Source organism: Acetobacter sacchari, assembly GCF_017377715.1.
Taxonomy (GTDB): domain Bacteria; phylum Pseudomonadota; class Alphaproteobacteria; order Acetobacterales; family Acetobacteraceae; genus Acetobacter; species Acetobacter sacchari.
The window spans coordinates 127979-151690 of the sequence record NZ_JAFVMF010000007.1; the positions used below are offsets into that span (position 1 = coordinate 127979).

Genomic DNA, 23712 nt, shown 5'->3' on the forward strand with positions numbered 1-23712 from the left:
TGTGATATTGGTTAGCCGGACGTCGGCGCTGGACGGTTCAGCGGTTGCCAGTATTGGCTGCCATTCCCATCGACCAGCGTCGTCGCGTGAAGCTTTTCCTCAATCAAGCGTTTTGTCGGAGCTTTTCCCCCTCGATGTCTCCAGTTCTTCCCGAATGGCTGCCTCTCTGGGCGCAACTGCTCATTCTGGTCGTGGGCGCAGTGTTCGTGCTCGCGTTTCTGCTGATGCCGTTCGCCGTTTTCGGACTGAAGGGGCGGTTGGCCGAGATTGAGCTTCAGCTTGAGGACGTACGGAGCGATCTTCGCGTGATCGCGGCTCGCTTGTCGGGGGGAGAGGTCCCCCGTGATCGCGCGGGCGCGGTTGGCGGTGCGGTTGAATGGACGCCGCCTGCTCATGTTGGAGGAAAGCCTGAGCCGGAATTCCGTCAGCCGGAATTTCGACCTGCGTCGCCAGCAGGCGGTTCTCTGCCGGAGGCTCCTTCCGACGCCAGGCAAGCGGCGCCTTCGCCGCGACCCGATCCTGCGACGTCGGTCAATGCACTCGCCGCTGCTCAGCGTGCTGCCGCGCATGATGTGGGGAAGGTTGTTGACGCCTCGGATGTACGCCGCGACGTAAATTTCTTTCCAACCAATCGGGCGGACGATCTGGGGAATGCCCTTCCTCGTGATAGTCAGGGCGACGGCGCCGATGGGTCTCAGGTCGTTCGCGCCACCGATGCTTACGAAGCGCGGGTGACGCTTCCGCCTGAGCCGCAGTTGCGGAGCGAAATTCGAGGTGAATTTCGAGGCGCGGCCGCTGCTGACCCGCAACGTGTCTCCAGCGGAGACAGGCGCATGCCCTGGCATGAGGAACAACCGCCGGGCGGACCGCAGCGTGGTTTGTCCAGCGGGTCGCCGCTCGGCGAAGGAGGGGATGAGATCAAGCGTTCTGCCCCAGGTGGACGTTCGGAACCTGTTCTGCGTTGGCCGTCGCGTCGTAACGACGAGCCTGCACCTAGATAGGTCGCGCGTAGAGGCAGCCGTGGTGACGTTCTGCTGTGTTCCGTTTGGGGTATTCGGCGCCCCGGTGGGATTGTCGCGGTCCTGCGCTTGTGTCTGCATAGCAGTGGAGCACAGTCGACTCTACTCGTGGGGATGATGGATTGCGGCGATTCCTGATATGTGTTTTGGAATTCGAGTTTTATTTATATAATTGACGATTATTATAATATAATTATCTATATTTTGTTATATAATATATAATTACTTGATTGTAAAATTTTATATTATGAAATACTAAAAAATGCTTCCGAATGAATTTTGAATATAATTTCGGAATAAACGCAACGGATTAAATGCACATTTAGGTTAAATGGAAATAAAAAGACACGATGAATCATTAATATTAACGGTAATTTTTTTTGATACAAAAGCTCTGGTCGATTACAGTCGAAATCCGATTCGATTGGGTTGTTATGAGCCAAAAGTAAAAAGAGAGTACTACTACTATCTCGATTTTATGAGATTTGTATGTTCTCTGTGCGTGATATTGCATCACAGCTTTCAATATCTCACCACATATCCATATCTCAATCACACGCATGTCGTAGTCGATTTTTTTATCATGCTGGGTGGGTTTGTGGCGACCAATGCCGACGAACCGAAACTCGAAAGTGGGCGGATAACGTTTCGAGATTTTGTCCGACGCCGATTCCTGCGATTGTTTCCGTTGATGTCGGTGGGTGTTTTCTTGGGGTCAGTATTTTTTATCCTGACGCACCATGATTTTCGTCTTCCATTGATCGCTCTTGTCTTCGCGTATGCAGTGCTCAATCTTCTTCTGATACCAAGATTTTTTGGGGATTATTACATAAAGGAAGACAACACGGTTATTTCGAATCCGCCGCTATCTACGATTATATATCAGACAACGATTACCTTCATCTGGGCTCGGTGGTTTGTCGGGTGTCGCACCCGCAACGTCGCTGCTATCGTGATGATTTCCGGCGTGCTGTTCGCGATTTCCGCATATTTTACTAAAGAGTTGAACGTTGGTTGGGGTGGACCTCACGCGATATGGGGTTATCTGAGGACGTTTTACGATTTCTTCGCCGGAGTGCTTATATACAGGCTACGTAGGTATATTCCGACATCGAAGGTCATACCTTTCTTCTCGTTTTTCGTGATTATCGTTATCATATTCCCACCGTTTTCGTCGGTTTTGTGGAAAATATTTACTTTTTATGTGATGCCGCCGTTGGCGCTCATATGCGGAGTTTCCGCTCGTGGCCAGCATATCGTGTATGGCGACAAATGGTTTGGCCGTTTGTCATATTCGAATTACGTAACGCACTGGCTGGTCTTATACGTAATTGCTCTTGTTATCCCTGACACAAACAATTGCGCCACAGTTGGCGTCGCGGTCGCTCTATCGGTGACAGTCGCATTCCTGACGATGAAATATTACGATATTCCGATATCTGCATGGGTGAACAAAAAGTTCGACCACAAGCGCAGGGATGCGTCGATACCCTCGCTCAGTCGTCAGGACGTTGAGGCGTAGCAGCGGAGCACGCAGCTCCGCACGGCCCTTTCAGCTCATCAGGATCGGCCTCAGTCGAGGATCAGGTCATCGCGGTGGATGAGTTCGTCGCGGCCTTGCCAGCCCAGAATTGATTCAAATTCATCAGACCGTTTCCCGGCGATTCTTCGTGCGTCCTCCGCCGAATACGAGCATAGGCCGCGGCCGATTTCTGAACCGTCCGGGCTTAGAACGCGCACGAGATCGCCTCGGTTGAATTCGCCCTGAACGGTTTTGACGCCAACTGGCAACAGCGATCCGCCTTCGTTCAGCGCGCGGATTGCGCCTTTGTCGATCATCAGTTGACCGGACGGCGTCAGTCCTCCCGCGATCCAACGCTTTCGGGCGGAGCGGCTGTCCGCGCCGGGAAGGAACCATGTGCAGCGTGCGCCGTCCCGTAACGCGGCCAACGGGTGTTGACGCTTGCCCAGAGCGATCGCCATAGCGCAGCCGGAGTTGGTGGCAATTCGTGCAGCTAACAGCTTGGTCCGCATACCGCCTGAGGAATAACCGGGCGGGGGCGCGCCGCCCATGGCGTCGATCTCGGGGGTGATGGCGTCGATGGTTGGCAAATGACGAGCGTTCGGATTGACGCGAGGATCCGCCGTGTAGAGGCCGTCAATGTCAGACAGCAGGATGAGTTGATCTGCGTTGATCATTTGTGCGACGCGCGCGGCCAGCCGGTCGTTGTCGCCGAATCTGATTTCCGCCGTCGCTATTGTGTCGTTTTCGTTGATGACAGGTACGCAGCCCAGACCGAGCAAGGTGTCCAGCGTCGCGCGCGCGTTGAGATAGCGGCGGCGATCTTCGGTATCGTCGGGGGTGAGCAACAACTGTGCGGCGGTGAGGCCGCGCTCAGAGAGTACGGCGCTCCATGCCTGTGCCAGACGGATCTGGCCAACGGCTGCGGCGGCCTGTTTTTCCTGCAATCGTAACGCGGGTCGAGTTAGCCCCAACGAATGACGGGCGAGGGCGATGGCTCCGGACGAGACGAGAACGACTTCGGTTCCAGCCGCGCGCAGAGCGGCGACATCGTCAGCGACGCTGGCGAGCCAATCTGTGCGCGGCGCGGCGCGGTCAGGATCGACGACGAGGGCGCTGCCGATCTTTACGACGACGCGCTTCGCGGCGCTGAGGCCAGGACGTTGCGCATCATGCGCCCCAGCGTCACTCATTCCGCCTCTTCGGCGTCGCGTTCCGCGCGCGCATTCTGAACGTTTGTAAACAGATCACGCAGGAGCTCGGGCACACCCTGCCGCGAAACACCTGAAATCACCATCACCTTTGCACCGCTCGCGCGCTCCAGCGCCCGTTTGCGCCCGGAAATCTGCTGCGGCGTCATGGCGTCGCACTTGTTTAGCGCGATGACTTCAGGTTTCTCGGCCAGGCCGCCACCATAAGCCTCGAGCTCGTTGCGAATGGTGCGCCACGCGTCCACCACGTCACCCGCCGCGCCATCGATCAGGTGCAGGAGCGCCGCGCAGCGTTCCACATGCCCCAGGAAGCGATCGCCCAAACCGGTTCCTTCATGCGCGCCTTCGATCAGGCCGGGAATGTCGGCGATGACGAACTCCTCGGTCATCGACAGGCGCACCACGCCGAGTTGGGGGTGCAGCGTGGTGAACGGGTAGTCCGCGATTTTGGGCCGAGCGGCTGAGGTCGCCGCAAGGAAAGTCGATTTGCCGGCGTTCGGGAGGCCGACAAGGCCAACGTCAGCGATCAGCTTGAGTCGCAGCCACACCCAGCGTTCCTCGCCAGGCCATCCTTTGTCGGATCGTCTCGGGGCGCGGTTGGTGCTGGTCTTGTAATTCGCGTTTCCAAAACCGCCGTCGCCGCCGGTGCAGAGCGTTACGCGCTTGCCGGGCTTGTCAAGGTCGGCAAGCAAGGTCTCCCGGTCGTCGTCCATGATCTGGGTGCCGACGGGGACCTGGATGACGACGGCGGGGGCTGCTGCGCCGGTGCGGTCTGATCCGGCTCCATTGCCGCCCTTTTTCGCACGGAAATGCTGTGTGTAGCGAAAGTCGATCAGCGTGTTGAGATTGGCGACGGCTTCGAAAATGATGTCGCCGCCACGTCCGCCGTTGCCGCCGTCAGGGCCGCCGAATTCGATGTATTTCTCGCGTCTGAACGCGGTGACGCCGTCGCCGCCGTCACCGGACCGAACGTAAATCTTGGCTTGATCGAGAAACTTCATCACCGTCTTCCGGCATCTCGCTGCAAATGGCGGATGCAAAAGGGGCCGACCCATGCGGATCGACCCCTGTCACTAGTCTGGTCGCTGATCCGTATGCGGGTTTTATGCCCGCATAGGACCAATCACTCTGCGGCGAGCGGAAGAGCCTCGACCGACACATGAACGCGATCGTCGCCGCGACGCGAGAAGCGCACTGCGCCGTCGACGAGGGCGAACAGGGTGTGATCACGGCCGACGCCAACGTTGGTGCCCGGCTTCATCTTCGTGCCACGCTGGCGGACGATGATGTTTCCGGCGATAACGGCCTCTCCGCCGAACTTCTTGACGCCGAGGCGGCGGCCGGCGCTATCGCGCCCGTTACGTGACGAACCGCCTGCTTTCTTTTGTGCCATGAACTTTGCTCCTTACTGATGCTGGCTCTGCTCGATCCTCTCTGGGAGGAGATCAGGCCGCGACGATCTCGCTGATGCGCAGGACGGTGACCGGCTGGCGGTGTCCGTTCTTGCGGCGGCTGTTCTGGCGGCGGCGCTTCTTGAAGATGATGATCTTCGCGAGGCGGTCCTGAGCGATGACTGTGGCCGTCACCTTGGCGCCGGGGACAAGGGGAGCGCCAATCGTCGTGCCGGCTTCGCCGCCGACAGCGAGGACGTCTTCGAACGTCACGGTGGCGCCAGCCTCAACCTCAAGCTTCTCGACCTTGAGCACGGCGTTCGGCGTTACGCGATACTGTTTGCCGCCTGTGCGGATGACTGCGAACATAATAAACTCGTCTCTTCTCGATCAATCGACGTCTCGCGGCGTGTTGGCGCAGGCGATCGGTCCAGTCGCTTTTTCTCGTTGGCCGTGCGTCACGGCTGGCTCCGCCTTCTTTGAGCGGAGTGGGCTTTTAAGCGCTGGAGGTCGGTTTCGTCAACCGGAATCACGAGGCTGAAAAAAGGGTCTTGTCTCCAATCACGCAGACGCATATGTAAGCGCAACCGCGTCGCCGGAAGCGACGGAGAGGTGCCAGAGTGGTCGATTGGGGCGGTCTCGAAAACCGTTGTGCCTTATGGGTACCGTGGGTTCGAATCCCACCTTCTCCGCCAAATTTACCTAAATCGCTGACATAGAGCGTGTATATCGCTCCTTCGGGTCGATGCCGGACGTTCAGTCGCGGCTTCGTGGCGACAAGTCGTCCTGTGCGCCTACTGCGAGTGGACAAAATCCGACGCCTCGCTCTCCATTAAACTGACAAACCTCAACACGGCGGGAGGCAGCGCTGTCCGTCCAGTTGTGAGGCCAAGCTTCCTTTGCATGGTAAGCGTTTCGATCGGCAGTTCTTTCAGATAGGGCGCCTGTAGCTGCCGGGCCAGAATATGGCGGGAGACAAAGCAGACCAATCCGCTGTGAGCGATCATTGGCAACAGTAATGGCGTCGCGTTGACCTCCATGCGCGCTTTCGGGGGCGGCAGTCCGTAAGCCTTGAATCGTTCATCCAGCCACACGCGGCTGGCCACCTGCTGCACCGGCAATACCCATTGCTCGTCTGCGAGATCTGCAATGCTGACATTTTTGCGTCGAAAAAGGCGGTGCGTCTGGGTGGCGGCGATTACGACCGTGTCTGTAAGCAGCGGGTGGCTGCTGAATTCTTCGTCTGCGTCTGTTACGAGTCCGAGGATAGCATCGATGTTCCCGTGCCGCAGCTCATCACGCAGGATGTAGTTCATGCCGACCGTAATCGTCACTTTTACGTTTGGCATATTGCGAGTCAGAATTTCGCAAACTGCAGGCAGCATTAATTCCGACATGACGGGACCACAACCAATCCTGAGAACGCCTGCGCCGCCTGCCGCGAATTCTTGAATTTCGCGCAAAGCGTTGGTGGTCATCAGGTTGAGCCGACGCGCTTGCTGTAGAAGCGCGTCCCCAACGGCGGTCAGTCTTATGCCCCGTCCTTCGCGCTCGAAGAGCCGCGCTCCGACGGCGCTCTCGAGCCGCCTGACGCATTTGCTAAGCGCCGGCTGGCTGAGGTGCAATTGCTCGGCTGCAAGGCGCAGATGCCCCAGCTCCGCGATTACCTCAAAGTAGCGCAAGTCTCGGGAGTCGACGTTCATCTGATAGCTCTGGGTAATTGATTGCGGAAAATTATTGAATAGATGTTTTGTAAACGTGGCGCCTATCCTGCGCCAGTTTTTCGATGAAAAGCAGTGCAGGAGCCCATGGACATTTTACCATCTCTTGACCAGCAAGCTGGCTGGCCGCCCGGCTGGCGCATCCTCCCTAATGGGGCGCCGATTGCGGACGAGGTTATCGATGCGTGGCGTACAATCCCGGTCGCGGTGGCGGGAGATTGCATGGGACGGAGCATAGGCGCGACCGAGCTGCGACAGTACCATCCTGATCTTGCAACGGTGATGTGTGGGCGTGCTGTCACTGTCCGCACTCGTCCCGGCGATAATCTCGTGATTCATAAAGCCATGCTTATGGCGAGCCCGGGCGACGTCATCGTGATCGATGCAGGCGGATCAGTAGAGCAGGCGATTGTTGGTGGCCTAATGCGTACTACCGCGATCGCGCGTAAACTTGGCGGGTTCATCGTGGATGGCGCAGTTCGTGATCTTCTCGAGTGGCACGAAGGAGGCATGCCGTGTTTCGCGCGCGGTCATACCCATCGCGGGCCCAGCAAGGATGGCCCGGGCGCGGTCAACATCCCGATCAGTTGTGGGGGACTGGTGGTGCAGCCGGGTGATCTGATTCTGGGCGACGCTGACGGAATTCTCGCGATCCCGGCGAATGAACTGTCGGGCCTGATGCCCAGGGTGCAGGAACACCTTGAGAGGGAGGCCGCCATTCGTGAGACAAATGCGCGAGAAGGCGGAAATGCCGATCGCATCAATGCGCTGCTACGTAGTAAGGGCCTGACTATATGATAGTTGCGTAAACTAATCGTCATAAATAAAAAATAAAAGATAAAAAATGCTAAAAAACAAAGTGCATATCGAAGAGTCATCACTTGAAGCGATACCGTTCTGGCGGCGCGTGGCGAACTTTCGGGTCGTCATCATGCCGCTGCCAGTTTTTTTAATCGCCGCTGTATGCATGATTGTTTTTATCATCAGAGGCGCAATATCCAGCGATCTGTGTATTATGGCGGTTGTACTGGCCGTGTGCTCCTATCCCCTCGCGGAGATCGGGCATCGTGTTCCCGGCTTGCGATCTATCGGGGGAGCGGTGATCCTGAACACGTTCCTTCCGTCCGCGATGGTGTTTTACGGTCTCCTCCCGCACGCGCTCGAAAAGGCGATCGGCGTTTTCTACAAACAGAGCAATTTTCTTTATCTTTTCGTTACGGCGGTGGTCGTTGGCAGCATCTTCGCGATGGACCGAAAGACTCTGCTGGCGAACATGTTGAAGATATTGACCCCGTTAGCCATTGCCTCTGTCGCGGCTGGCGTGGTTGGCATGATCGTGGGGCTGGCGTTCGGGATGGACGCACGGCACGTGTTGTTTTTTATCCTTGTGCCAACCATGGCTGGGGGCGTTGGCGAAGGGGCAGTGCCGCTTGCCATCGGATATGCGGCTGTAACGCATGGGTCTGAAAGCGACATAATAGGAGGCCTGCTTCCAATCGTCGCCATGGCCAATATCTGCGCAGTCGTAATAGCCGGGCTGTTGAATTCGATCGGTGAAAAAAGACCCGCTCTTTCGGGAAATGGGCAACTCCTTGTCGCAAGTTTTGAAAGTCAGACGCTGGATCCGGATCATCGCGCTGTGTTGCTCTCTGATCCGGCGCGCGTCGCGACGTCTGGTTTGGCCCTTGTCACTCTGTATGCGGTTTCATCCGCTCTTGATCACGTTCTCAAGTTCCCTGCGCCTTTGATCATGCTCTTTCTTGCGGTCGTTCTTAAAGTTGCGAAGCTGATACCCAATGGCATGGAGCAAGGTGCCCACTGGGTTTATCGTTTTTTTGCAACCGCCTGCACTTATCCGTTGATGTTTTGCATCGGCGTAGTGCTGACGCCTTGGAAACCGCTTGTGGCGGCAGTTTCGCCGGCCATCTGCACCACGGTCGCATGCACCGTTGTTACTTTGGCGGGAGCGGGTTTTGCGATGGCACGGTATTTTCGGATGTATCCGGTTGAAGCCTCCATGATCATGACATGTCACGCAAGTTCTGGCGGGGCGGGCGACGTCGCCATTCTGAGCGCAGGGCAAAGGCTGTCCCTGATGGCTAGCGCACAGGTGTCCACAAAAATTGGCGGATTTGTTACCGTTACCGCGGCGCTTTTGGCTTTTTCCTGGTTAAATTGACCTTCTTTACAATGCTTTATGCGAAGCGCGGCTCACCGCTGTGAGCTGTGCTTCGGTATGATGGTTTCGAAGACAGTTGTGGTAAGTGGCGGAGCGCATGCGCGAGCGCGGCTTCAATAATCTTCCGGGACTTTTTTATCCACCGTAATCTAAGCGGAAAAACGTTGAAGAACTCGCGGCAGGGCAGGCGCATATATCCACGATTCACGGTGGAGGTCAGGTGATCTCGCGGTGTGTGTACACCATTTAGTAGGTTGAACGTATCCGATTGGGGTGTCTGCGATCTGGGCGAACGAGCTTTGTGCTGTCCTATCTCTCTTGTTTGATGCTGCCAGCTAGTCGCAGGAGTTCAGCTCGCTCGTTTTTTCACGACCAATCGCCGAGAAGCGGGATTTTCATTGGATCTCGTTGTGTCATGAGGTTGGATATTCGATGACGATACATCGGCATATCGCCGAGGATAACCGAGCAGAGAACACACTTAGTTAGTTTCATCGTAGCCCGACGCCTGATCGTCTGTTTCCACACATTCGCGACCTCGCTTTTACAAGCGCGCTTATGACGTAAAGTTGGTGGACCGTGAGAGTGCGTCCCACTCGGCCATCTCATCTTTCATGTTTTCGAGTTTTCTTTCCACAAGCGACAGGGCGTCTTCTCCAAGGAAGAGACGCGTTGGCGGGTTAGGCACTTCTACTAACGTCAACAAAGCCTCTGCCGCCTTCGCCGGGTCTCCGGGCTGGCGTCCGCTTTTGGCAATACGTACGGAGCGCAGGGGGTTCATGACGTCGTCATAATCCGCGATGCTTCGGGCGGCCCGATCCATGGAGCGTCCTGCCCAATCGGTGCGGAACTGACCGGGCGCCAGCGCTGTCACTTTTATGCCCAGACCCGCGACTTCCTTGCTCAACGCTTCGGAAACGCCTTCAAGAGCGAACTTACTGCCGCAGTAAAGACTCAGCCCCGGCATGGTGATGAAGCCGCCCATTGAGGTCACGTTGACGATGTGCCCCTTGCGTCGGGCGCGCATGCGGGGCAGCACCGCCTTGATCATCGCGATCGGCCCAAACACGTTTGCGGCGAACTGACGTTGTGCGTCGTCCATCGACGATTCTTCCAGAGCGCCTTCCTGTCCATACCCGGCGTTGTTAACAAGCACATCGATTGGACCCGCCTTACGTTCCGCATCAGCCACAGCCTGCGGAATGGCGTCGAAGCGCGTCACGTCCAGCACAAGAGGATAGGCGCGATCGGGGGCGAGAGCGGAAAACGCCTCGGCGTCCGTGTCCTTGCGCACGGTCCCTATAACCTGATGTCCGGCCTGAAAAGCCGCTTCAGCGAACGCTCTGCCAAGACCGGAACTGACGCCCGTGATGAGAAAAGTTCTGGCGGTGGTTGCTGTCATGATCTAACTCCATATGGAGACAAAACTATATCATGATATAAATATGAACCATGGCAGTTAGCAAGACCCAAAGCGTGTCCGGCAGCAAACGGGCGGACGCGAAACGGCAACACGTGCTTGACGCAGCTGAAGATCTGCTTCGGGACGGCAAGGCTGATTTCTCGATGCGTGACCTTGCGTCCCGCGCTGAGGTCAGTTTCGCCACGCCGTTCAACCAATTCGGCAGTAAGGCGGCGATTATGCATGCTCTTTCCGCGAGAAGGATCGCCGCGATGCGGACGCTGCTCGCCGAAGCGCCCGTAGATATGAGCGCGGATGAGCGCGTTTTGCTGGCCGTCGACACGGCGGTTGCTGTCATGCTGGAGTCCCCTGCCGTCAATCGGACCGTCATGGGATGGCTCGGTGCGGCCGGGCCGGTGGCCGGAGATGTGTGGGTACAGTCAGCGACGCTCTGGAAGCAGGCGCTTGGCGCCGGCGCAGGACTGTCGATAACAGGTCAGCCAGAGGCGTTGAGTCGGCTTGCTGGTCATCTTGCTTTCGGGTTTCGCGGCGTGTTGTCCTTCTGGACTGCCGGAGAAATGTCTGACGGCATGCTGAGGTTGCATGCGCGGGAGACAGCCGAAGCCTTGTTGAAAGGCTTGCATTGATCGTTCTGCGCTGAACGTGAGATTTGTGATACCTGCAACGTGGGTAACACGATTACATGCAGCTGTGGCGTCTCTATTGCGTATCTCAGCGTAGCGCTCTGCAGAGCGTGGCGACCTACCTGAGTATGGTTGTGCTTGAGAGAGTCGAATTTATTTATTATTGGAAAAAACCTTCATGTTAAAAACAGGAGAAGAGCGAAGCGGCGACCTTTCGTGATAGGCGTCACGACGTGCATGAGCGAGCAGGAAAATGCGATCGCTCCTGTTGCGGGTGGGCGGTACAGCGTGCCCGTGTATTCCGGAAATCCGATATATCCACCATCATACTCATCGTTTAAATTGATAGAGATCGCAAATTTCCTGTCACGCGTGTGTGTCAGCGTGTTGTCTCGATGCGGATCGAAGCGACCACCCGTGGCGGCGTCGTAGCAGGCGACGACCAGCCGTTCGATTCCGTGCATATCGAACTGATAGGCGCGCTTCAGTTCTGGCGCCACGCGCGCGGCCAGACGTTTGATGACCAGGTTGCGAAGGCGTTCGGGAATCTCTGAATCAGTGCGGCTCTTGCGGGTGTTGTCATGGTCCTGCGCCGCTTGTCCGCCTATTTCTGTTTGTGCGGGGGAGGCGTAGCGATCGCCCAGAAGATGAGTTTCGATCAACTCCTGGCACAGGGAGGGTTCAATCACGCTTTCCATAAGCAATGCCGGAGGCGGCGTCTGGCGGTTGTAATGCGCGAGATCCGGCGGCAGGTATCGAGCCAGTTCCACCATCGTGCGCGCGCCGACCATATCGTCCGGAAATGACTGGGCGTAGAGCAACTTCAGGCGCGGGTTAGCGACGAACCACAGGCTGTCTGACCGTTTTTCCGAAACGCCGAAAGCATGGTGCAGGGTAAGATCGTCATCCAGCAGGACGCGCACGGCGTCCCCTAAGGCGCGAAGTTCAGCGTTGAGTGTGTCGTTTCCGCTGGGCAACACAACGAAGAGCAGGCGGGCGACGCCGTCTAACTGCGCAGACAATGTCCTGACGGCGTCTACCAAGGCGCTGTCGTCTGCTGCTGTCGCGTGTCCTTGCAATCTAGGAAAACAGAAAAATGAAAAGCGACCGCCTGCGGCTTCTATACGAAATGGCGCTCCTGTGTGTGCGCATAACGGAGCGAGCCAGGGCAGGGGATCTCCCTTTTGCAAAGTGCTCATCCGACCGAACGCCTCCCTGAGCGTGACGCTATCGTTTGCATAATACGCGCTGTCACGTTGCCTCTTGATATCATGTTAAGAGCAAGATGAATTGAAAAATAGGTATTTGAGCAAGGAATAAGTACGCAATGAATCGCGATTATTCCTTGTTTCAAAATAAAATCAAATGATGGAATGCCGCCTGAAGCCGGTAACTGCCAGCGTCGTCTATGAAGACGTTTTGCATGCCGCCATGAGTTTCTGGCGCAACCAGCGATGGCCCGGGTCGCTGTCGAGGCGCGGATGCCACATGGCGCTAATCGCGAGTTCCGGCGTTGATACGGGGAGTTCGAACCGCTGCAGGCTGTGAGCCTGTTTGTCGAGACTTGAGTTCGGCACGAGCGCGATCAGGTCGGAGTTGCGCGCGATGTTCAGCGCATCGAGAAAGCTTGGCACGATCGCTACGACCTCGCGGCGGAGGCCTAAATCCCGAAGGGCGTCGTCCACCGGTCCTTTCGATGCGCCTCGGCGTGAAGCGACGACGTGCCTGCATGCGGCGTATAGCTGCGGCGTAACCGGTTTTCCGAGCAGTGGGTGATTCTTGCGTGCAACGCCAATGAAGCGATCGCGGAAGATAAGTTGACTCTTCATTTCCGGAGCGGACGCGCCCGTCGTTCCGATTTCGAGATCAATCGTTCCGTCGCGCAAGGGCGTTGCGTCCTTGTCGGGCTTGGGAACGAAACAGAGGCGAACAAGCGGGGCGGCTTTGGCGATTTCCGCGACGAGCGCGGGGGCGAACAATGTGACGAACCCGTCGTTGGCGCGGATTTTGAACGTGCGGTCCAGTAACGCTGGCTCCACCTGGCCCAGAGCGGGCGTAAGCACTGTGCGCGTTTCCTGCGCGAGAATGTGGACGCGTTCCGCCAATTGCTCCGCATAGGGTGTCGTCACGAGCGAACGCCCTGCCTGCACCAGCAGGGCGTCGCCCGTGGCGACGCGCAGGCGCGCCAGCGTCCGACTTGTCGCTGATGGACTCAGGCCGAGGCGTCTGGCCGCAGCCGTGACGCTGCGTTCGGTCAACAGAACGTCGAGGGCGTGAAGCAGGTTCAGATCAATGGTCTTTGTCATGGGTGAAGGATAAGCGCGCCAGCCGGATCGGTATAGCGTTCTATGCAATCATAGTTTGCATATCGTGCGTCTGGCGCTTGCTGTGGAGAGGTTCACATTGGAGTGGCAGGACAGAAGGAAGCTCGACATGACAACGGCACTCGGCGATCGGCCCGGAACTCTTCTCCTGGTCGGCGCCTCACGCGGTCTTGGGTTGGCTATGGCGTCCGAATTCGTTGCTAAAGGCTGGCGTGTCGTCGGAACTGTGCGCGGAGACGGAATTACAGGCTTGCACGACCTCGCCGACCGGTACCCCGCTCAGGTGACGATAGAAGACATCGATATTACCGACGCCGCCCAGATATCAAACTTAAGCCACAGGCTTTCGGGGCGGGTCTTCGACATGCTGTTTGTCAATTCTGGCACATCCAACCGCAATCAGGCTGAGACGATCGCAGAAGTCTCGACGGACGAATTCGTGCGCGTCATGCTCACCAACACGCTTGGCGTCCTGCGCGTGATCGAGGGGCTTCAGGATCTGGTGCGTCCCGCTGGATTGATTGGGGTCATGTCGTCGGGGCAGGGAAGTATTGCTAATAATATAAAAGGAGGTCGAGAGATTTATCGAGGAAGCAAAGCAGCGTTAAATCAGTGTATGCGCAGTTACGCCGCCCGGCATGCTTCCGGCCGGCGCGCACTTGTGCTGATGGCGCCAGGTTGGATACGCACCGAACTTGGAGGTCCGGAAGCGCCTTTTGGTATCGAGGAAACTGTTCCAAAATTGGTTGATACGTTAATCGGACAGCAGGGTAAGCCGGGTTTGCGCTTCATTGATCGTAATGGAAAGGGCGTGCCGTGGTGAGCGCGTGTTGTGGTTTGTGCAAACATGATGTAATATGAAGCGAAATACTTTTAAAGTACAATTTCAATTTCAAGATAATTTGAAATTATATTCAAAGGCGAGTTTGTGAATCATTGCTACCCGAAAATGACGATCAGAAGATCGTCTCTGAACATATTCTGCAAGAAAAGCGTGAGCGATTCCGCAGTCTGTTCGATATGGCGATGAAAGTGACTGGTGAGAATTAAGTCTCAGAGAACTGCCTATTGATTTACCTCCTTGCAATCGACGGTTTTTATCCAATCCCGTCGCAGGATGGCGTATCCGACTTCGTCATACCATCGTCCTACGATAAATCGGCTTTCGACGGTTTGGTTTTCAAGCCGCACGCCGCGCTTTCTTATTACTTTGCAAGAGGCGGCGTTGACTGCGAGACATTGCGTGGCAAGTCGATGCATTTTTTTTGCGCGACGAAACACCATGCGACCAGCGTTTTCGCGGCTTCCGTGGCGTAGCCTTGCCTCTGGCATGAAGGGCTCATCCACCAGGCCTATGCCGCTTGTTTCTGTATTTTCCTTCGAAATAACGGCGCCGACTGCGCCGATGACGTTGGATTGTACCGTGGGTCAATGGCGAACATCCCCCAGCCGAAAACGTCGGGAGTGAGTTGCCGCTGGGAGTGAAGAAAGTCTCGGGCGGGGACTTCGCTCGTATTTTCCATCATTTGCGCGGTAAGCGCAGAAGGCTCGTTAAGGTAGGCCAGATAAGCGGAAAGATCTTCGACCGTGAGCGTCTGTAACGCCAGATGGTCCGTTAGGATGGGTGGAATTATGTCTCTCATTAAATTCGATTGATGCTTGAGACGTCGTCATCTGTATGCGCGGGTATGAGAAAGTATGTGACGGTTCCTTGAACGACCAGATTTACTCGGAGACGATGTTTGCAAAAATACCGAGCGCGCTCTCGTCTTGACGACGCTTCCACCTCGTCAAAACACCGTATCGTGTTATGCTCAATTTGCATAACAAACTTCTTGTCACTACGTTGTCCGGCCGATAGGCGAGAAAGGATGCGCAATGACCAACATTACTGCGCTTATCAGCGACGCTGCGCTCTTTGTGCTGTTGCCGTGGGCGCTCTGGCGTTTGCTGCAGAAGGCGTTGCCCATAGCAGTACTACCGATCCTTGTAGGAATCCTGCTGGCGGTCTGGCACGTCCCTGTGCAGAAATATGGCGTGCCGTCACTTTACGGTAACGACATCGGTTGGGTGGCCGTCCTCGTGCTTGCGTTCACGGCTGGGCTCGAGATGTGGCAGCACCCAGGAGAGGGTGACGCGAGCCATGCTATTCCTTCGCCATCGCTCAAGCGTCTGCTGGGTGGGGCGGCTGTCGCGCTGGGCGGTCCGTTTCTGATCGGCTCGATTCTGGCGTACGAGTTTTTCCTCCCTCTGCGCGGATGGCACGCGCCTCATGCGACGCCGATGGTCGCGGCAGCGGCGATCGGCCTGTGTATCGCGGTGAGCGCCTTACCAGTTCTCATCGGCGTCGTGCGGGAGCTAGAGCCTGCGCAGCGCCCGTTGGGACAACTGGCCTTGAAACTCGCGGTAGTTGACGACGCCGCCCTGTGGATCGGTCTTGCCGCCCTGCAATTCGCCGCAAAAGGGACGGCGGCGCTTCACGGATGGACAGGGCTTGAATTCGTGGCCATCGGGCTGCTCGTGGGTCTCGCGGCCGCCGGGAACTGGGCGTCCCGGCATTACAGCAACCCGCCATCGTGGGTTATCTGGACGACCGTGCCTCTCTATCTGGCGGCAGGGTCGTGGGCGGGGATGCAGCTTGGCCTGCATGAGCTGATCGGCGCGTATTTTGCCGGAGCGATCATGCCGCCCAGCTGGGTGCGTCGTCTGCCGGTCGAGTGGGTCGGCACATTCTCGCTGTTCTGGCTGGCGCCGATGTTCTTCGGACATAGCGGTCTACATATCGACGGGGACGCTCTGACCTGGCCGTCGGTCATCGCCTCCCTGATGTTGGTCGCCGTGTCGATCGTCACAAAAATTGTGGCGGTTTATGCGTATCCGCCGGCAGCTGGCCTCAGCCGACGTCAGGCATTGAGTGTTGGAGCGCTGCTGCAGTGCAAGGGACTGATGGAGATTGTGGCGGCCACCATTCTGCACGGGCAGGGCATGCTGTCGGAGTTCGCCTTCGCCTCTCTGATGGTGCTTGCCGTTATTTCGACGACGCTGACCGGACCGCTGTTTCGCCTGTTCGCGCCCGGCGAACGGACGGCGCGTTCTTCTGGCTCGGCGGGCGAGGGGATGTTGGCGCCATCCACGCAGACGACGCGCTGAACTCGCCGCGCTTCTCACGCCAAGGGGGAAGTTGTTACAGGGCCGGACCTCCTAAGGCTTGGCGCGCCTCGCCATCTCCATGACGGCTTCCGGAGCCATGCCGCTTTCACGCATGGCCCGGATCGAAAGAGCGCCGTCACGCTTCGCGAGCCGCTTTCCGTTCTGGTCGCATAGCAGCGGGTGGAACGCGTAGACCGGCTCAGGCCATCCCATCAGTGTTTGCAGGAGGCGGTGCACGTCAGTGGCGGAGCGCAGGTCCTCCCCGCGCGTCACCAGCGTCACGCCCTGCGCAGCGTCGTCGTGCGTGACGCAAAGATGGTAAGATGCGGGTGTGTCCCTGCGGGCCAGAATGATGTCGCCAAAAGCTTCCGGCTCGCACGCGCAGACGCCGCGCTTCAGATCGCGAAAGGTGAGGCGGCGGCGTTCCGCGCCGTAGGCGAGGGCGCAGGAGCGACGCATGTCCAGACGCAGGGCGTAGGGTTGGCCCGCGCCAATCCGCGCGGCGCGTTCGGTTGCGGACAGGTTCCGGCATGTTCCGGCGTAGAGCAGTCCCCCGTCTGGCGCAGTATGGGGCGCGGAAGCGGAGCTCTGGGCCTCCCGCGCGATGTCGGTGCGGGTGCAAAAGCAGGGATAGAGCAGATCTCGTTCCTGCAGGGTGTCCAATGTCGCACGATACTGGTCCATGCGCTGTGACTGGCGCCTCGGCGCGTCCCGCCAGCGCAACCCGAGCCAGCCAAGGTCTTCCAAGGTCGCGGCGATAAACCGTTCCTGGCAACGTTGAGTGTCGATGTCCTCGATCCGTAACAGGAGGCGCCCGCCCGGTTCGGCGTGTTCCCGAGCGAACAGCGCGGCCGCGACATGCCCAAGATGCAGTAATCCGGTGGGGCTTGGCGCGAAACGGGTGATCCAGCCGCCTGCCGGTGCGGTTAAGAAGGGAAAAACGCTTGCCATGAAATCGTCATAACCCGGAAATGCCCGGCTTTCTTGCCGTTTGCGAAAACATGCGCCTATAGTTCTTGCGAAGACCTCGACGACGCATCACCCAAGGCGTTCAGTTCCGAGTCCCGCCCTGGTGTTGCATGAGCCGTCTCCGAGAAAAGGACGCGCGCCTTGCCCGATGGCAGTATGCACTTTCCGTCTCTCGTCCTGAACGCAGATTTCAGGCCGTTGTCCTACTTTCCTCTGTCCTTGTGGTCCTGGCAGGATACGATCAAGGCGGTCTGTCTGGATCGCGTCGCTGTTCTCAGCGAGTATGACATGGAAGTTCGCTCTCCAAGCCGAAGCTTTCGGCTCCCGAGCGTAATCGCCCTGAAGGAATATGTGCCGACGGCGCGACGCCCGGCCTTTACGCGCTTCAACGTGTTCCTGCGCGACAATTTTTCGTGTCAGTACTGTCACGAGAGATTCCCGACCCACGAGCTGACGTTTGATCATGTCATTCCCAGATGCCGTGGCGGCCGAACGACGTGGGAGAACGTGGTTACGGCTTGCGGCACCTGCAATCTTCTCAAGAGTTCGCATATGCCCGCCGAAATTCGGATGTTTCCGCGCAGGCGTCCGTCCCAGCCGAGCACGTGGGAGTTGCAGGACAATGGCCGGGCGTTCCCGCCGAATTACCTGCATCAGAGCTGGCGGGATTACCTTTATTGGGATGTCGAACTGGAAAGTTGACGGTCCTCGGAAAAGAGCGACGGGCCGCTGAGAGATTGTAAGGGACGAGAAAACATCCCTCTTCAAAAAGAGATCGGCTTGCGTCAGGTTTACTCCCTGTGCGCCTTCAGCGGACGTTGCGGAAGGCGCTTCAGGCTCGCCTTAACAACAGGGTACGCGGCAGGCTGCCACGTTCTGTGAAACTGCCAGGTTTGCCTGGTGGTCAAGCCAAGCCATAGCGCGTTTCGCTTCCTTGTCTCACGTATATCCGGCTTTACCTCGAGTGAGGTCTCTAACGCGTATAGGTGTACCCATATTCGGCAGCCTGAGCTTGCAGGTCTGGCGCGTCCTTCAGGTTAAGCGGAATCGGCTTGGCGTTCTTCGCGCCGAAAATCAGGTTCCCGTTGCTCATACGCTGACAGGTGTTTGCAGCGATGGGGAACGACACACGGGATTCCCCGCTCATCTGCGCCCGCAGGCACGACACGTCGGTATCGTTGATGCGGCGGCCCATCTCCTTGGAGCAACCCGTGGATAACAGCGCCAGCGCCGCGAGGGGCAGCAAGCGCAGGCACGTGGTCCCGCGGCGCGCGGACTGTTTCGAATGGGGCATGGTCCGCGGGCTCCTCAAAGACGCTTGCTGGATGTTGTTTGTGCCACGCCCGGGGTCGTCCCTGAACAGGGTGGGCGGCAGGGCGGCTGCGTGCGCCCCGCATGGCGGGACGGCGTCCTAGTTGACCTCGAACCCAGCGCCTTCGATGGCGGCGCGGAACGCATCGGGAGAGGTCAGTGAGGGATCGTAAACGACCGTGACCTGTCCTTGCTCAAGGGAGGGAGTGGCTTCGGTGACGCCTTCGATCGCGGAAAGCGCGCGCTTTACCGAGGACACGCATCCGTCGCATGTCATGCCCTGAACAAGAAGCGTATCTGTTTTCATGAGTAGTTCTCCTCAAGCGTCATTGGCCGGGGACCGGGCCGGGCGCGTGGCCATGGACCGGACGGCGCGGGCGCGCCTCCATAGCGGTTCGGCCCGAACTTCGCGCCCCATGGGCAGGATGTCCAGTCCGGGCGGGCGTCAGCGCGCGTCTGTGATCCGCGCTGGACGCCACCGGTTTAGCAACAATGCGTTGCCCACGACCGATACGGAACTGAGGGCCATCGCTGCACCCGAAACGATCGGGTGCAGCACGCCGAATGCGGCCAGAGGCACGCCCAGCCCATTGTAGATGCAAGCGAAAAACAGATTTTGCCGGATTTTGCGAGAGGTGGCGCGCGAGAGAGTGATTGCGTCGGCAATGGCTGTAAGACGCGAACGCATCAGCACGATCGCAGCCGTTTCCAGCGCGACGTCGGTCCCGGTCCCCATCGCGACGCCGATGTCGGCGGAGGCGAGGGCGGGGGCGTCGTTGATGCCGTCGCCGACCATGCCGACGAGACTTTTGCCGCCTGCGCGTTCGATCTCGGAGCGCGCTTTCTCCACCTCAGCAACCTTGCCCTCTGGAAGAACGCCTGCGGCGATGTCGGCAAGCCCGACGCTCTCGGCGACGCGTCGTGCGGCGGTTGGCGAGTCGCCCGTCACCATCACCGGCCTGACGCCGAGATCGCGCAGCAGCGCGATGGCGCTTGCGGCCTCGGGGCGTATTGCGTCGGCGACCGCGATCCAACCCAGTAAACGCCCGTCTCGCTCGACACCAATCAACGTCTCGCCAGAGGACTCGGCCTGCGCCGCTGCGCCCTCCAGCTTCATGTCAAGAAAGCGCGCCGATCCAAGGCGCGCCGTCACGCCGTCGATTTGACCACTGACGCCATGTCCGGCGACAGCCTTGCCGGATGAAATGGCGGCGGGCGTTACATTGCGCCTCTCGGCGGCTTCCCGGACAGCCTTGGCCAAAGGGTGGGCTGAATCGGCCTCCAGCCCGGCGGCGAGAGCAAGCAGGGCGGCTTCATCGACGCCCGGCGCGGGGTACAGGCCGGTCACGCCGGGATGGCCTTCGGTCAGTGTGCCGGTCTTGTCCAGCAGCAGCACGGAGATGCGCCCGGCCCGCTCAAGCGCCTCGGCCGAGCGGAACAGCAGGCCGGCGGCGGCGCCACGCCCTGCGCCGACCATGATGGCGGTCGGCGTGGCGAGGCCCAGCGCGCAGGGACAGGCAATCACAAGCACGGCGACAGCGTTGACCAGAGCGGTCTGGAACGACCCCGTGACGGCCCAGCCGCCGCCGAGCGTAAGAGCCGCAATGACCAGTATGGTCGGCACGAAGATGGCCGCCACGCGATCGACCAGTCTCTCGATCGGCGCTTTCGAACCTTCGGCCTGATCGACCATGCGGGTGATGCGGGCCAGCGCCGTGTTCGCTCCAACGGCTGTGGCCCGGACCCGAAGCACGCCGTCGCCGTTCACGGATCCGCCGCGAACCGGCTCTCCGGGACCGCGCATCACGGGGATGCTTTCGCCGGTCAGCATCGATTCATCGACGCCGGATTCACCGGAGATAATATCTCCGTCGGTCGGAAACGCCTCGCCAGGACGCACGACGAACACGTCGCCCACGGTCAGCGACGCCGCAGGACGATCCTGCACGCCGCGCCCGGTTTCGACATGTGCGGTTGCGGGCTGAAGACGTGCGAGGCGAGCGACGCCGGATGCGGCGTGATCCCGCGCGCTCGCCTCCATCAATCGACCGGCTGTCACCAGCGTGAGCACTGTGGCTCCGGATTCGAACCACACCGGCGCGTCCAGCCCGAACACGGTGACAACCGCGCTGGCGAACCATGCGATGGTCGTGCCGAGAGCGACCAAAACGTCCATGTTCGCGCCGCCGCCACGCAAGGCGGCCCATGCGCCACGGTAGAATTTGAGGCCGAGCACGCCCTGCGCGATCGTGGCGAGAAGCAGGGAAAGCCACCTCGAAGGCATCACGCCGAGCGCAGGGATCATGCCGACCAGCAGCGGCAGAGTCGTCGCAACGCCGACCGCCAGTTCGGTCCAGAGCCTGCGCCGTGCGCGCATCCGCCGCTCTTCTCGTGCGGAATCATCGGCGCCCGCGAGGGTCGCGCTGAAGCCCGCCTGCGTGATGGCGGCAATCAGGGCATCGGGCGTGGCGAGGCCGGGGGTGAAGTCGACCTCGGCCTTGTTGGCCGCGAAATTGACGGAGGCGACGACGCCAGGAAGTCGGTCCAGCACTTTCGTGACGCGGGTCGCGCAGGCGGCGCATGTCATGCCTTCTATGGCGAGCGACGCGTGTTCCTTCGGCGCCACGAACCCGGCCTTTTCGATGGCGCCAACAATATCTGTGACAGGAGCATGTTGCGCCGCGAGATCCACGGACGCGCGAGCTGAGGCGAAGTTGACGCGGGCAGTCACGCCGGGAAGTCGGTTGAGCACTTTTTCGATTCTGGCGGCGCAAGCAGCGCAGGTCATGCCCTCAATCGGAACGGACAAGGATTCGGACATGACGATCTCCGAAGAGGCGCTGGCGTCGCGGCGCATGGGCGGGCGGGGGACAGCCGGAAAAGCGGGCGATATTGGACGCCCGGGTATGGCGTGCGCCCAACATAAGGTTATCGCGGCGGCGCGATGCAAGACGCGGAGGGCGATAACACAGCGTTAATACAGGGCTGTCAGGGTCTTGAAACCAGACGCCGTCCGTTGGCTGACAGGCGTTGAACGCTACGACGCATGAGCCGAGGTCAGGCGTCCGTTTCGCCATGACGTTTCTTCCTCGGCGCCGCCATAGTTGGAGCCTGTGATCAACACCGTCAGATATTTCCGGTCGTTAGTTGGCGCGCTGACGCTGCGGGTTCCAAGGCGACCTGGGTTCGATGCCGTCAGGCCTCCGGCGTTTCTGGCTGATCGCAGCGGGGCCGCGGCGGTAGAGTTCGCTATGGTCGCCCTGCCGTTTCTGACCTTGATTGTAGCCACGGTCGTCGTCAGCTTCATCTATCTTGCGCAGGCGTCCCTCGACGCCGTGGCGGAAGGGGCTTCGCGGCTTATCCTGACCGGGCAGGCGCCAGCCTCCGGGCAGGGCTCGGCGTTCAAAAGTCTCGCTTGCGGGATGCTGCCTTCCTACATGACCTGCGGCAATCTTCTGGTGAATGTGCAGGCCGTCGCAAACTACTCTGATATCGACGCCGCAGCGCCAAGCATTACGTTCAGCGCATCTGGGCAGGTGTCGAACTCCTGGGCCTATGATCCCGGCGCGCCAGGCGGAATCGTCGTGCTTCAGCTCATGTATATGCTGCCGGTGATCAGCGGCATGGACGGGTTTTCACCTGCGAATATGCCCAACGGGACAAAGCTTCTCGTTTCCACTGTAGTGATCAAGGTGGAGCCGTCGTCGTGACGTGGCGTCAGCTTCTCGTTGCGTTTGGCTCTGGGCGCGAAGGTGTTGCAGCGATCGAGTTTGCGCTGGCTGCGCCCGTGCTCATTCTCCTTATGGTAGGTGCTTACGAGCTTGAAGACGCGCTGACCGTCTCTCGCAAGGTCACGACCGTCGCGCACACGATCGCGAATCTTGCGACTCAATACACGTCGATGAGCGACAGCGACGCCAATCTGGTTCTACAGGCGTCAGAACTTGTGTTGCAGCCCTACCCGGTGGCGACGGCGCAACTGGTTGTATCTGAGGTCAACGTCAGCGCATCCGGCGATGCGACGATCGTATGGAGCAAGGGACTGAACGCCACGCCGCGTGCGACCGGATCTTCGGTGACTTTGCCAAGCGGAACGTCGACGACGACAAGCGCTGTCATTTTGGGTGAAGTGACCTACACCTACACGCCGCCGCTCGCGAATTCGGTCATACCGGCTCTGACTATGTATCAAAGCCTGTATATGGCTCCGCGTCAGTCATCGACGATTCCGCTGTCCGATTGACGCCATCGTGGCGCAAAGAATCTGGAAGGGCCAGGCTTTTTATGAATCGATGACCGTAATCGGGGAAAACAGATACTGGCGTTCGCTTAAGAGAAGACCGTTTCAGTTTTGAAATAGGGAACAGCGCCTTGCTATCGTGCAGTGATGAATGACCTGCCTTATACCCACCTCAAGAAAAGTCTCCTTGGGCAGTTGCCCGTCCCGGTCTGGCCTCATGGAACACGGTTACAACCGTTCGAGGCGGAGAAGCACAGTGGGTCCGCACATGCTCTTTTGGTGGAAGCCTACAAAAACGGTGGAGGCAGTGTCGGAGACTTTGATTGCTGGTGGACTGCTTTACGCAATGATCCCGAGTATGACCCAACCGTTTTCTTTCTGGCTGCGGATGCGCGAGGAGAGATTATCGGGGTCGCCCAGTGCTGGACATCTTCGTTTTTAAAAGACCTGGTGGTGGTGGGCGAGTGGCGCCGAAGAGGTCTTGGCCGAGCGCTCTTTCTTCACGCTTGCAACGTTTTTCATGATCGAGGCGCCGCAGAGTTCGCTCTGAAAGTTGAGGACAGCAACCTTTCGGGAGCTGTCCAACTGTATCAGCGATTGGGAATGTCAAAGGTCAATCAAGACTGATT

The 23712-nt window shown here is 58.7% G+C and carries 23 protein-coding genes and 1 tRNA gene; 12 read left to right on the top strand and 12 right to left on the bottom strand.

Features of this window, described 5'->3' with window-relative positions; genetic code table 11:
* Window positions 1-134 precede the first annotated feature (134 nt).
* Together J2D73_RS07925 and J2D73_RS07930 are read left to right on the top strand one after the other, a co-directional pair.
* Entirely contained in the window at window positions 135-1001 is an 867-nt protein-coding gene (locus J2D73_RS07925) for a hypothetical protein (protein ID WP_207881061.1), read from the top strand.
* A gap of 349 nt (window positions 1002-1350) precedes the next feature.
* Window positions 1351-2541, top strand: a complete 1191-nt coding sequence (locus tag J2D73_RS07930) for an acyltransferase family protein (protein ID WP_207881062.1) — start codon at window positions 1351-1353, stop codon at window positions 2539-2541.
* A 50-nt stretch (window positions 2542-2591) separates the two neighbouring features.
* Here the strand turns inward: J2D73_RS07930 and proB are convergent, their stop codons facing one another.
* The 4 genes from proB to rplU all read right to left on the bottom strand — a co-directional run bounded on the left by proB (window position 2592) and on the right by rplU (window position 5512).
* Entirely contained in the window at window positions 2592-3734 is a 1143-nt protein-coding gene (gene proB, locus J2D73_RS07935; RefSeq protein ID WP_207881063.1) for a glutamate 5-kinase, read from the bottom strand.
* A complete protein-coding gene (gene obgE, locus J2D73_RS07940) occupies window positions 3731-4753 on the bottom strand; it encodes a GTPase ObgE (RefSeq protein WP_086644449.1) in 1023 nt (340 codons plus the stop codon). Before obgE ends, proB begins: the two co-directional genes overlap by 4 nt.
* 122 nt (window positions 4754-4875) lie before the next feature.
* Window positions 4876-5145, bottom strand: coding sequence for a 50S ribosomal protein L27 (gene rpmA / locus J2D73_RS07945; protein WP_026396640.1), 270 nt, complete (start codon window positions 5143-5145; stop codon window positions 4876-4878).
* A 52-nt stretch (window positions 5146-5197) separates the two neighbouring features.
* A complete protein-coding gene (gene rplU / locus J2D73_RS07950; RefSeq protein ID WP_026396639.1) occupies window positions 5198-5512 on the bottom strand; it encodes a 50S ribosomal protein L21 in 315 nt (104 codons plus the stop codon).
* A gap of 237 nt (window positions 5513-5749) precedes the next feature.
* On the opposite strand from rplU, the gene J2D73_RS07955 reads away from it, so the two are divergent.
* Window positions 5750-5838: transfer RNA gene (locus tag J2D73_RS07955), tRNA-Ser, on the top strand.
* Between the two features lie 99 nt (window positions 5839-5937).
* Here the strand turns inward: J2D73_RS07955 and J2D73_RS07960 are convergent.
* The gene (locus tag J2D73_RS07960) at window positions 5938-6846 is read right to left on the bottom strand and encodes a LysR family transcriptional regulator (RefSeq protein WP_207881064.1); all 909 of its coding nucleotides are present in this window, start codon (window positions 6844-6846) and stop codon (window positions 5938-5940) included.
* A 105-nt stretch (window positions 6847-6951) separates the two neighbouring features.
* Here J2D73_RS07960 and J2D73_RS07965 point away from each other — a divergent pair, with 105 nt between their 5' ends.
* Together J2D73_RS07965 and J2D73_RS07970 are read left to right on the top strand one after the other, a co-directional pair.
* Window positions 6952-7662, top strand: a complete 711-nt coding sequence (locus J2D73_RS07965; protein WP_207881065.1) for an RraA family protein — start codon at window positions 6952-6954, stop codon at window positions 7660-7662.
* A 133-nt stretch (window positions 7663-7795) separates the two neighbouring features.
* The gene (locus tag J2D73_RS07970; RefSeq protein ID WP_279380908.1) at window positions 7796-9043 is read left to right on the top strand and encodes a 2-hydroxycarboxylate transporter family protein; all 1248 of its coding nucleotides are present in this window, start codon (window positions 7796-7798) and stop codon (window positions 9041-9043) included.
* 556 nt (window positions 9044-9599) lie between these two features.
* Here J2D73_RS07970 and J2D73_RS07975 read toward each other — a convergent pair.
* Entirely contained in the window at window positions 9600-10445 is an 846-nt protein-coding gene (locus J2D73_RS07975; protein WP_207881067.1) for an oxidoreductase, read from the bottom strand.
* Between the two features lie 50 nt (window positions 10446-10495).
* Here J2D73_RS07975 and J2D73_RS07980 point away from each other — a divergent pair, with 50 nt between their 5' ends.
* Window positions 10496-11092 (top strand): TetR/AcrR family transcriptional regulator, encoded by a 597-nt coding sequence (locus J2D73_RS07980; protein WP_207881068.1) that lies wholly within the window; start codon window positions 10496-10498, stop codon window positions 11090-11092.
* 173 nt (window positions 11093-11265) lie between these two features.
* Here the strand turns inward: J2D73_RS07980 and J2D73_RS07985 are convergent, their stop codons facing one another.
* Together J2D73_RS07985 and J2D73_RS07990 are read right to left on the bottom strand one after the other, a co-directional pair.
* On the bottom strand, window positions 11266-12111 hold the full coding sequence (locus tag J2D73_RS07985) for a 2OG-Fe(II) oxygenase (RefSeq protein ID WP_207881069.1): 846 nt from the start codon (window positions 12109-12111) through the stop codon (window positions 11266-11268).
* 384 nt (window positions 12112-12495) lie between these two features.
* A complete protein-coding gene (locus J2D73_RS07990) occupies window positions 12496-13395 on the bottom strand; it encodes a LysR family transcriptional regulator (RefSeq protein WP_207881070.1) in 900 nt (299 codons plus the stop codon).
* Window positions 13396-13522: 127 nt separating this feature from the next.
* Here J2D73_RS07990 and J2D73_RS07995 point away from each other — a divergent pair, with 127 nt between their 5' ends.
* Window positions 13523-14236 (top strand): SDR family oxidoreductase, encoded by a 714-nt coding sequence (locus J2D73_RS07995; protein WP_207881071.1) that lies wholly within the window; start codon window positions 13523-13525, stop codon window positions 14234-14236.
* Between the two features lie 1055 nt (window positions 14237-15291).
* Window positions 15292-16563, top strand: coding sequence for a cation:proton antiporter (locus J2D73_RS08000; protein ID WP_207881072.1), 1272 nt, complete (start codon window positions 15292-15294; stop codon window positions 16561-16563).
* Window positions 16564-16614: 51 nt separating this feature from the next.
* Here J2D73_RS08000 and gluQRS read toward each other — a convergent pair whose 3' ends face one another.
* A complete protein-coding gene (gluQRS, locus tag J2D73_RS08005) occupies window positions 16615-17514 on the bottom strand; it encodes a tRNA glutamyl-Q(34) synthetase GluQRS (protein ID WP_207881073.1) in 900 nt (299 codons plus the stop codon).
* A gap of 159 nt (window positions 17515-17673) precedes the next feature.
* Between gluQRS and J2D73_RS08010 the strand changes: the two genes are divergently transcribed.
* Window positions 17674-18234, top strand: coding sequence for an HNH endonuclease (locus J2D73_RS08010; protein WP_207881074.1), 561 nt, complete (start codon window positions 17674-17676; stop codon window positions 18232-18234).
* Between the two features lie 271 nt (window positions 18235-18505).
* Here J2D73_RS08010 and J2D73_RS08015 read toward each other — a convergent pair whose 3' ends face one another.
* The 3 genes from J2D73_RS08015 to J2D73_RS08025 form a co-directional block, all read right to left on the bottom strand.
* Complete coding sequence (locus J2D73_RS08015) at window positions 18506-18727, bottom strand: hypothetical protein (RefSeq protein ID WP_233140310.1); 222 nt, start codon at window positions 18725-18727, stop codon at window positions 18506-18508.
* Between the two features lie 216 nt (window positions 18728-18943).
* On the bottom strand, window positions 18944-19150 hold the full coding sequence (locus J2D73_RS08020; protein ID WP_026396628.1) for a heavy-metal-associated domain-containing protein: 207 nt from the start codon (window positions 19148-19150) through the stop codon (window positions 18944-18946).
* A 138-nt stretch (window positions 19151-19288) separates the two neighbouring features.
* Complete coding sequence (locus J2D73_RS08025) at window positions 19289-21664, bottom strand: heavy metal translocating P-type ATPase (protein WP_207881075.1); 2376 nt, start codon at window positions 21662-21664, stop codon at window positions 19289-19291.
* A gap of 292 nt (window positions 21665-21956) precedes the next feature.
* On the opposite strand from J2D73_RS08025, the gene J2D73_RS08030 reads away from it, so the two are divergent.
* The 3 genes from J2D73_RS08030 to J2D73_RS08040 all read left to right on the top strand — a co-directional run bounded on the left by J2D73_RS08030 (window position 21957) and on the right by J2D73_RS08040 (window position 23710).
* Window positions 21957-22553 carry a TadE/TadG family type IV pilus assembly protein gene (locus J2D73_RS08030; protein WP_207881076.1) on the top strand — a complete coding sequence of 199 codons (597 nt, stop codon included), beginning with the start codon at window positions 21957-21959 and terminating at the stop codon, window positions 22551-22553.
* Window positions 22550-23086 (top strand): TadE/TadG family type IV pilus assembly protein, encoded by a 537-nt coding sequence (locus J2D73_RS08035; protein WP_207881077.1) that lies wholly within the window; start codon window positions 22550-22552, stop codon window positions 23084-23086. Before J2D73_RS08030 ends, J2D73_RS08035 begins: the two co-directional genes overlap by 4 nt.
* 144 nt (window positions 23087-23230) lie before the next feature.
* Window positions 23231-23710: a GNAT family N-acetyltransferase gene (locus J2D73_RS08040; RefSeq protein ID WP_207881078.1), complete on the top strand. Its 480-nt coding sequence runs from the start codon at window positions 23231-23233 to the stop codon at window positions 23708-23710.
* Window positions 23711-23712: the final 2 nt, after the last annotated feature.

Excerpts from the sequence above, each read along its gene's own strand:
- J2D73_RS07990 (WP_207881070.1), bottom strand. The coding sequence starts at position 13,395 with ATGACAAAGACCATTGATCTGAACCTGCTTCACGCCCTCGACGTTCTG.
- J2D73_RS07980 (WP_207881068.1), top strand. The coding sequence starts at position 10,496 with ATGGCAGTTAGCAAGACCCAAAGCGTGTCCGGCAGCAAACGGGCGGAC.
- J2D73_RS07975 (WP_207881067.1), bottom strand. The coding sequence starts at position 10,445 with ATGACAGCAACCACCGCCAGAACTTTTCTCATCACGGGCGTCAGTTCC.
- J2D73_RS08015 (WP_233140310.1), bottom strand. The coding sequence starts at position 18,727 with ATGGGCCGCCGCATCAACGATACCGACGTGTCGTGCCTGCGGGCGCAG.
- J2D73_RS08040 (WP_207881078.1), top strand. The coding sequence starts at position 23,231 with ATGAATGACCTGCCTTATACCCACCTCAAGAAAAGTCTCCTTGGGCAG.
- rplU (WP_026396639.1), bottom strand. The coding sequence starts at position 5,512 with ATGTTCGCAGTCATCCGCACAGGCGGCAAACAGTATCGCGTAACGCCG.
- rpmA (WP_026396640.1), bottom strand. The coding sequence starts at position 5,145 with ATGGCACAAAAGAAAGCAGGCGGTTCGTCACGTAACGGGCGCGATAGC.
- J2D73_RS07925 (WP_207881061.1), top strand. The coding sequence starts at position 135 with ATGTCTCCAGTTCTTCCCGAATGGCTGCCTCTCTGGGCGCAACTGCTC.
- J2D73_RS07995 (WP_207881071.1), top strand. The coding sequence starts at position 13,523 with ATGACAACGGCACTCGGCGATCGGCCCGGAACTCTTCTCCTGGTCGGC.
- J2D73_RS07960 (WP_207881064.1), bottom strand. The coding sequence starts at position 6,846 with ATGAACGTCGACTCCCGAGACTTGCGCTACTTTGAGGTAATCGCGGAG.
- J2D73_RS07965 (WP_207881065.1), top strand. The coding sequence starts at position 6,952 with ATGGACATTTTACCATCTCTTGACCAGCAAGCTGGCTGGCCGCCCGGC.
- gluQRS (WP_207881073.1), bottom strand. The coding sequence starts at position 17,514 with ATGGCAAGCGTTTTTCCCTTCTTAACCGCACCGGCAGGCGGCTGGATC.
- J2D73_RS07970 (WP_279380908.1), top strand. The coding sequence starts at position 7,796 with ATGCCGCTGCCAGTTTTTTTAATCGCCGCTGTATGCATGATTGTTTTT.
- J2D73_RS08020 (WP_026396628.1), bottom strand. The coding sequence starts at position 19,150 with ATGAAAACAGATACGCTTCTTGTTCAGGGCATGACATGCGACGGATGC.
- obgE (WP_086644449.1), bottom strand. The coding sequence starts at position 4,753 with ATGAAGTTTCTCGATCAAGCCAAGATTTACGTTCGGTCCGGTGACGGC.
- proB (WP_207881063.1), bottom strand. The coding sequence starts at position 3,734 with ATGAGTGACGCTGGGGCGCATGATGCGCAACGTCCTGGCCTCAGCGCC.
- J2D73_RS08000 (WP_207881072.1), top strand. The coding sequence starts at position 15,292 with ATGACCAACATTACTGCGCTTATCAGCGACGCTGCGCTCTTTGTGCTG.
- J2D73_RS08025 (WP_207881075.1), bottom strand. The coding sequence starts at position 21,664 with ATGTCCGAATCCTTGTCCGTTCCGATTGAGGGCATGACCTGCGCTGCT.
- J2D73_RS07930 (WP_207881062.1), top strand. The coding sequence starts at position 1,351 with ATGGAAATAAAAAGACACGATGAATCATTAATATTAACGGTAATTTTT.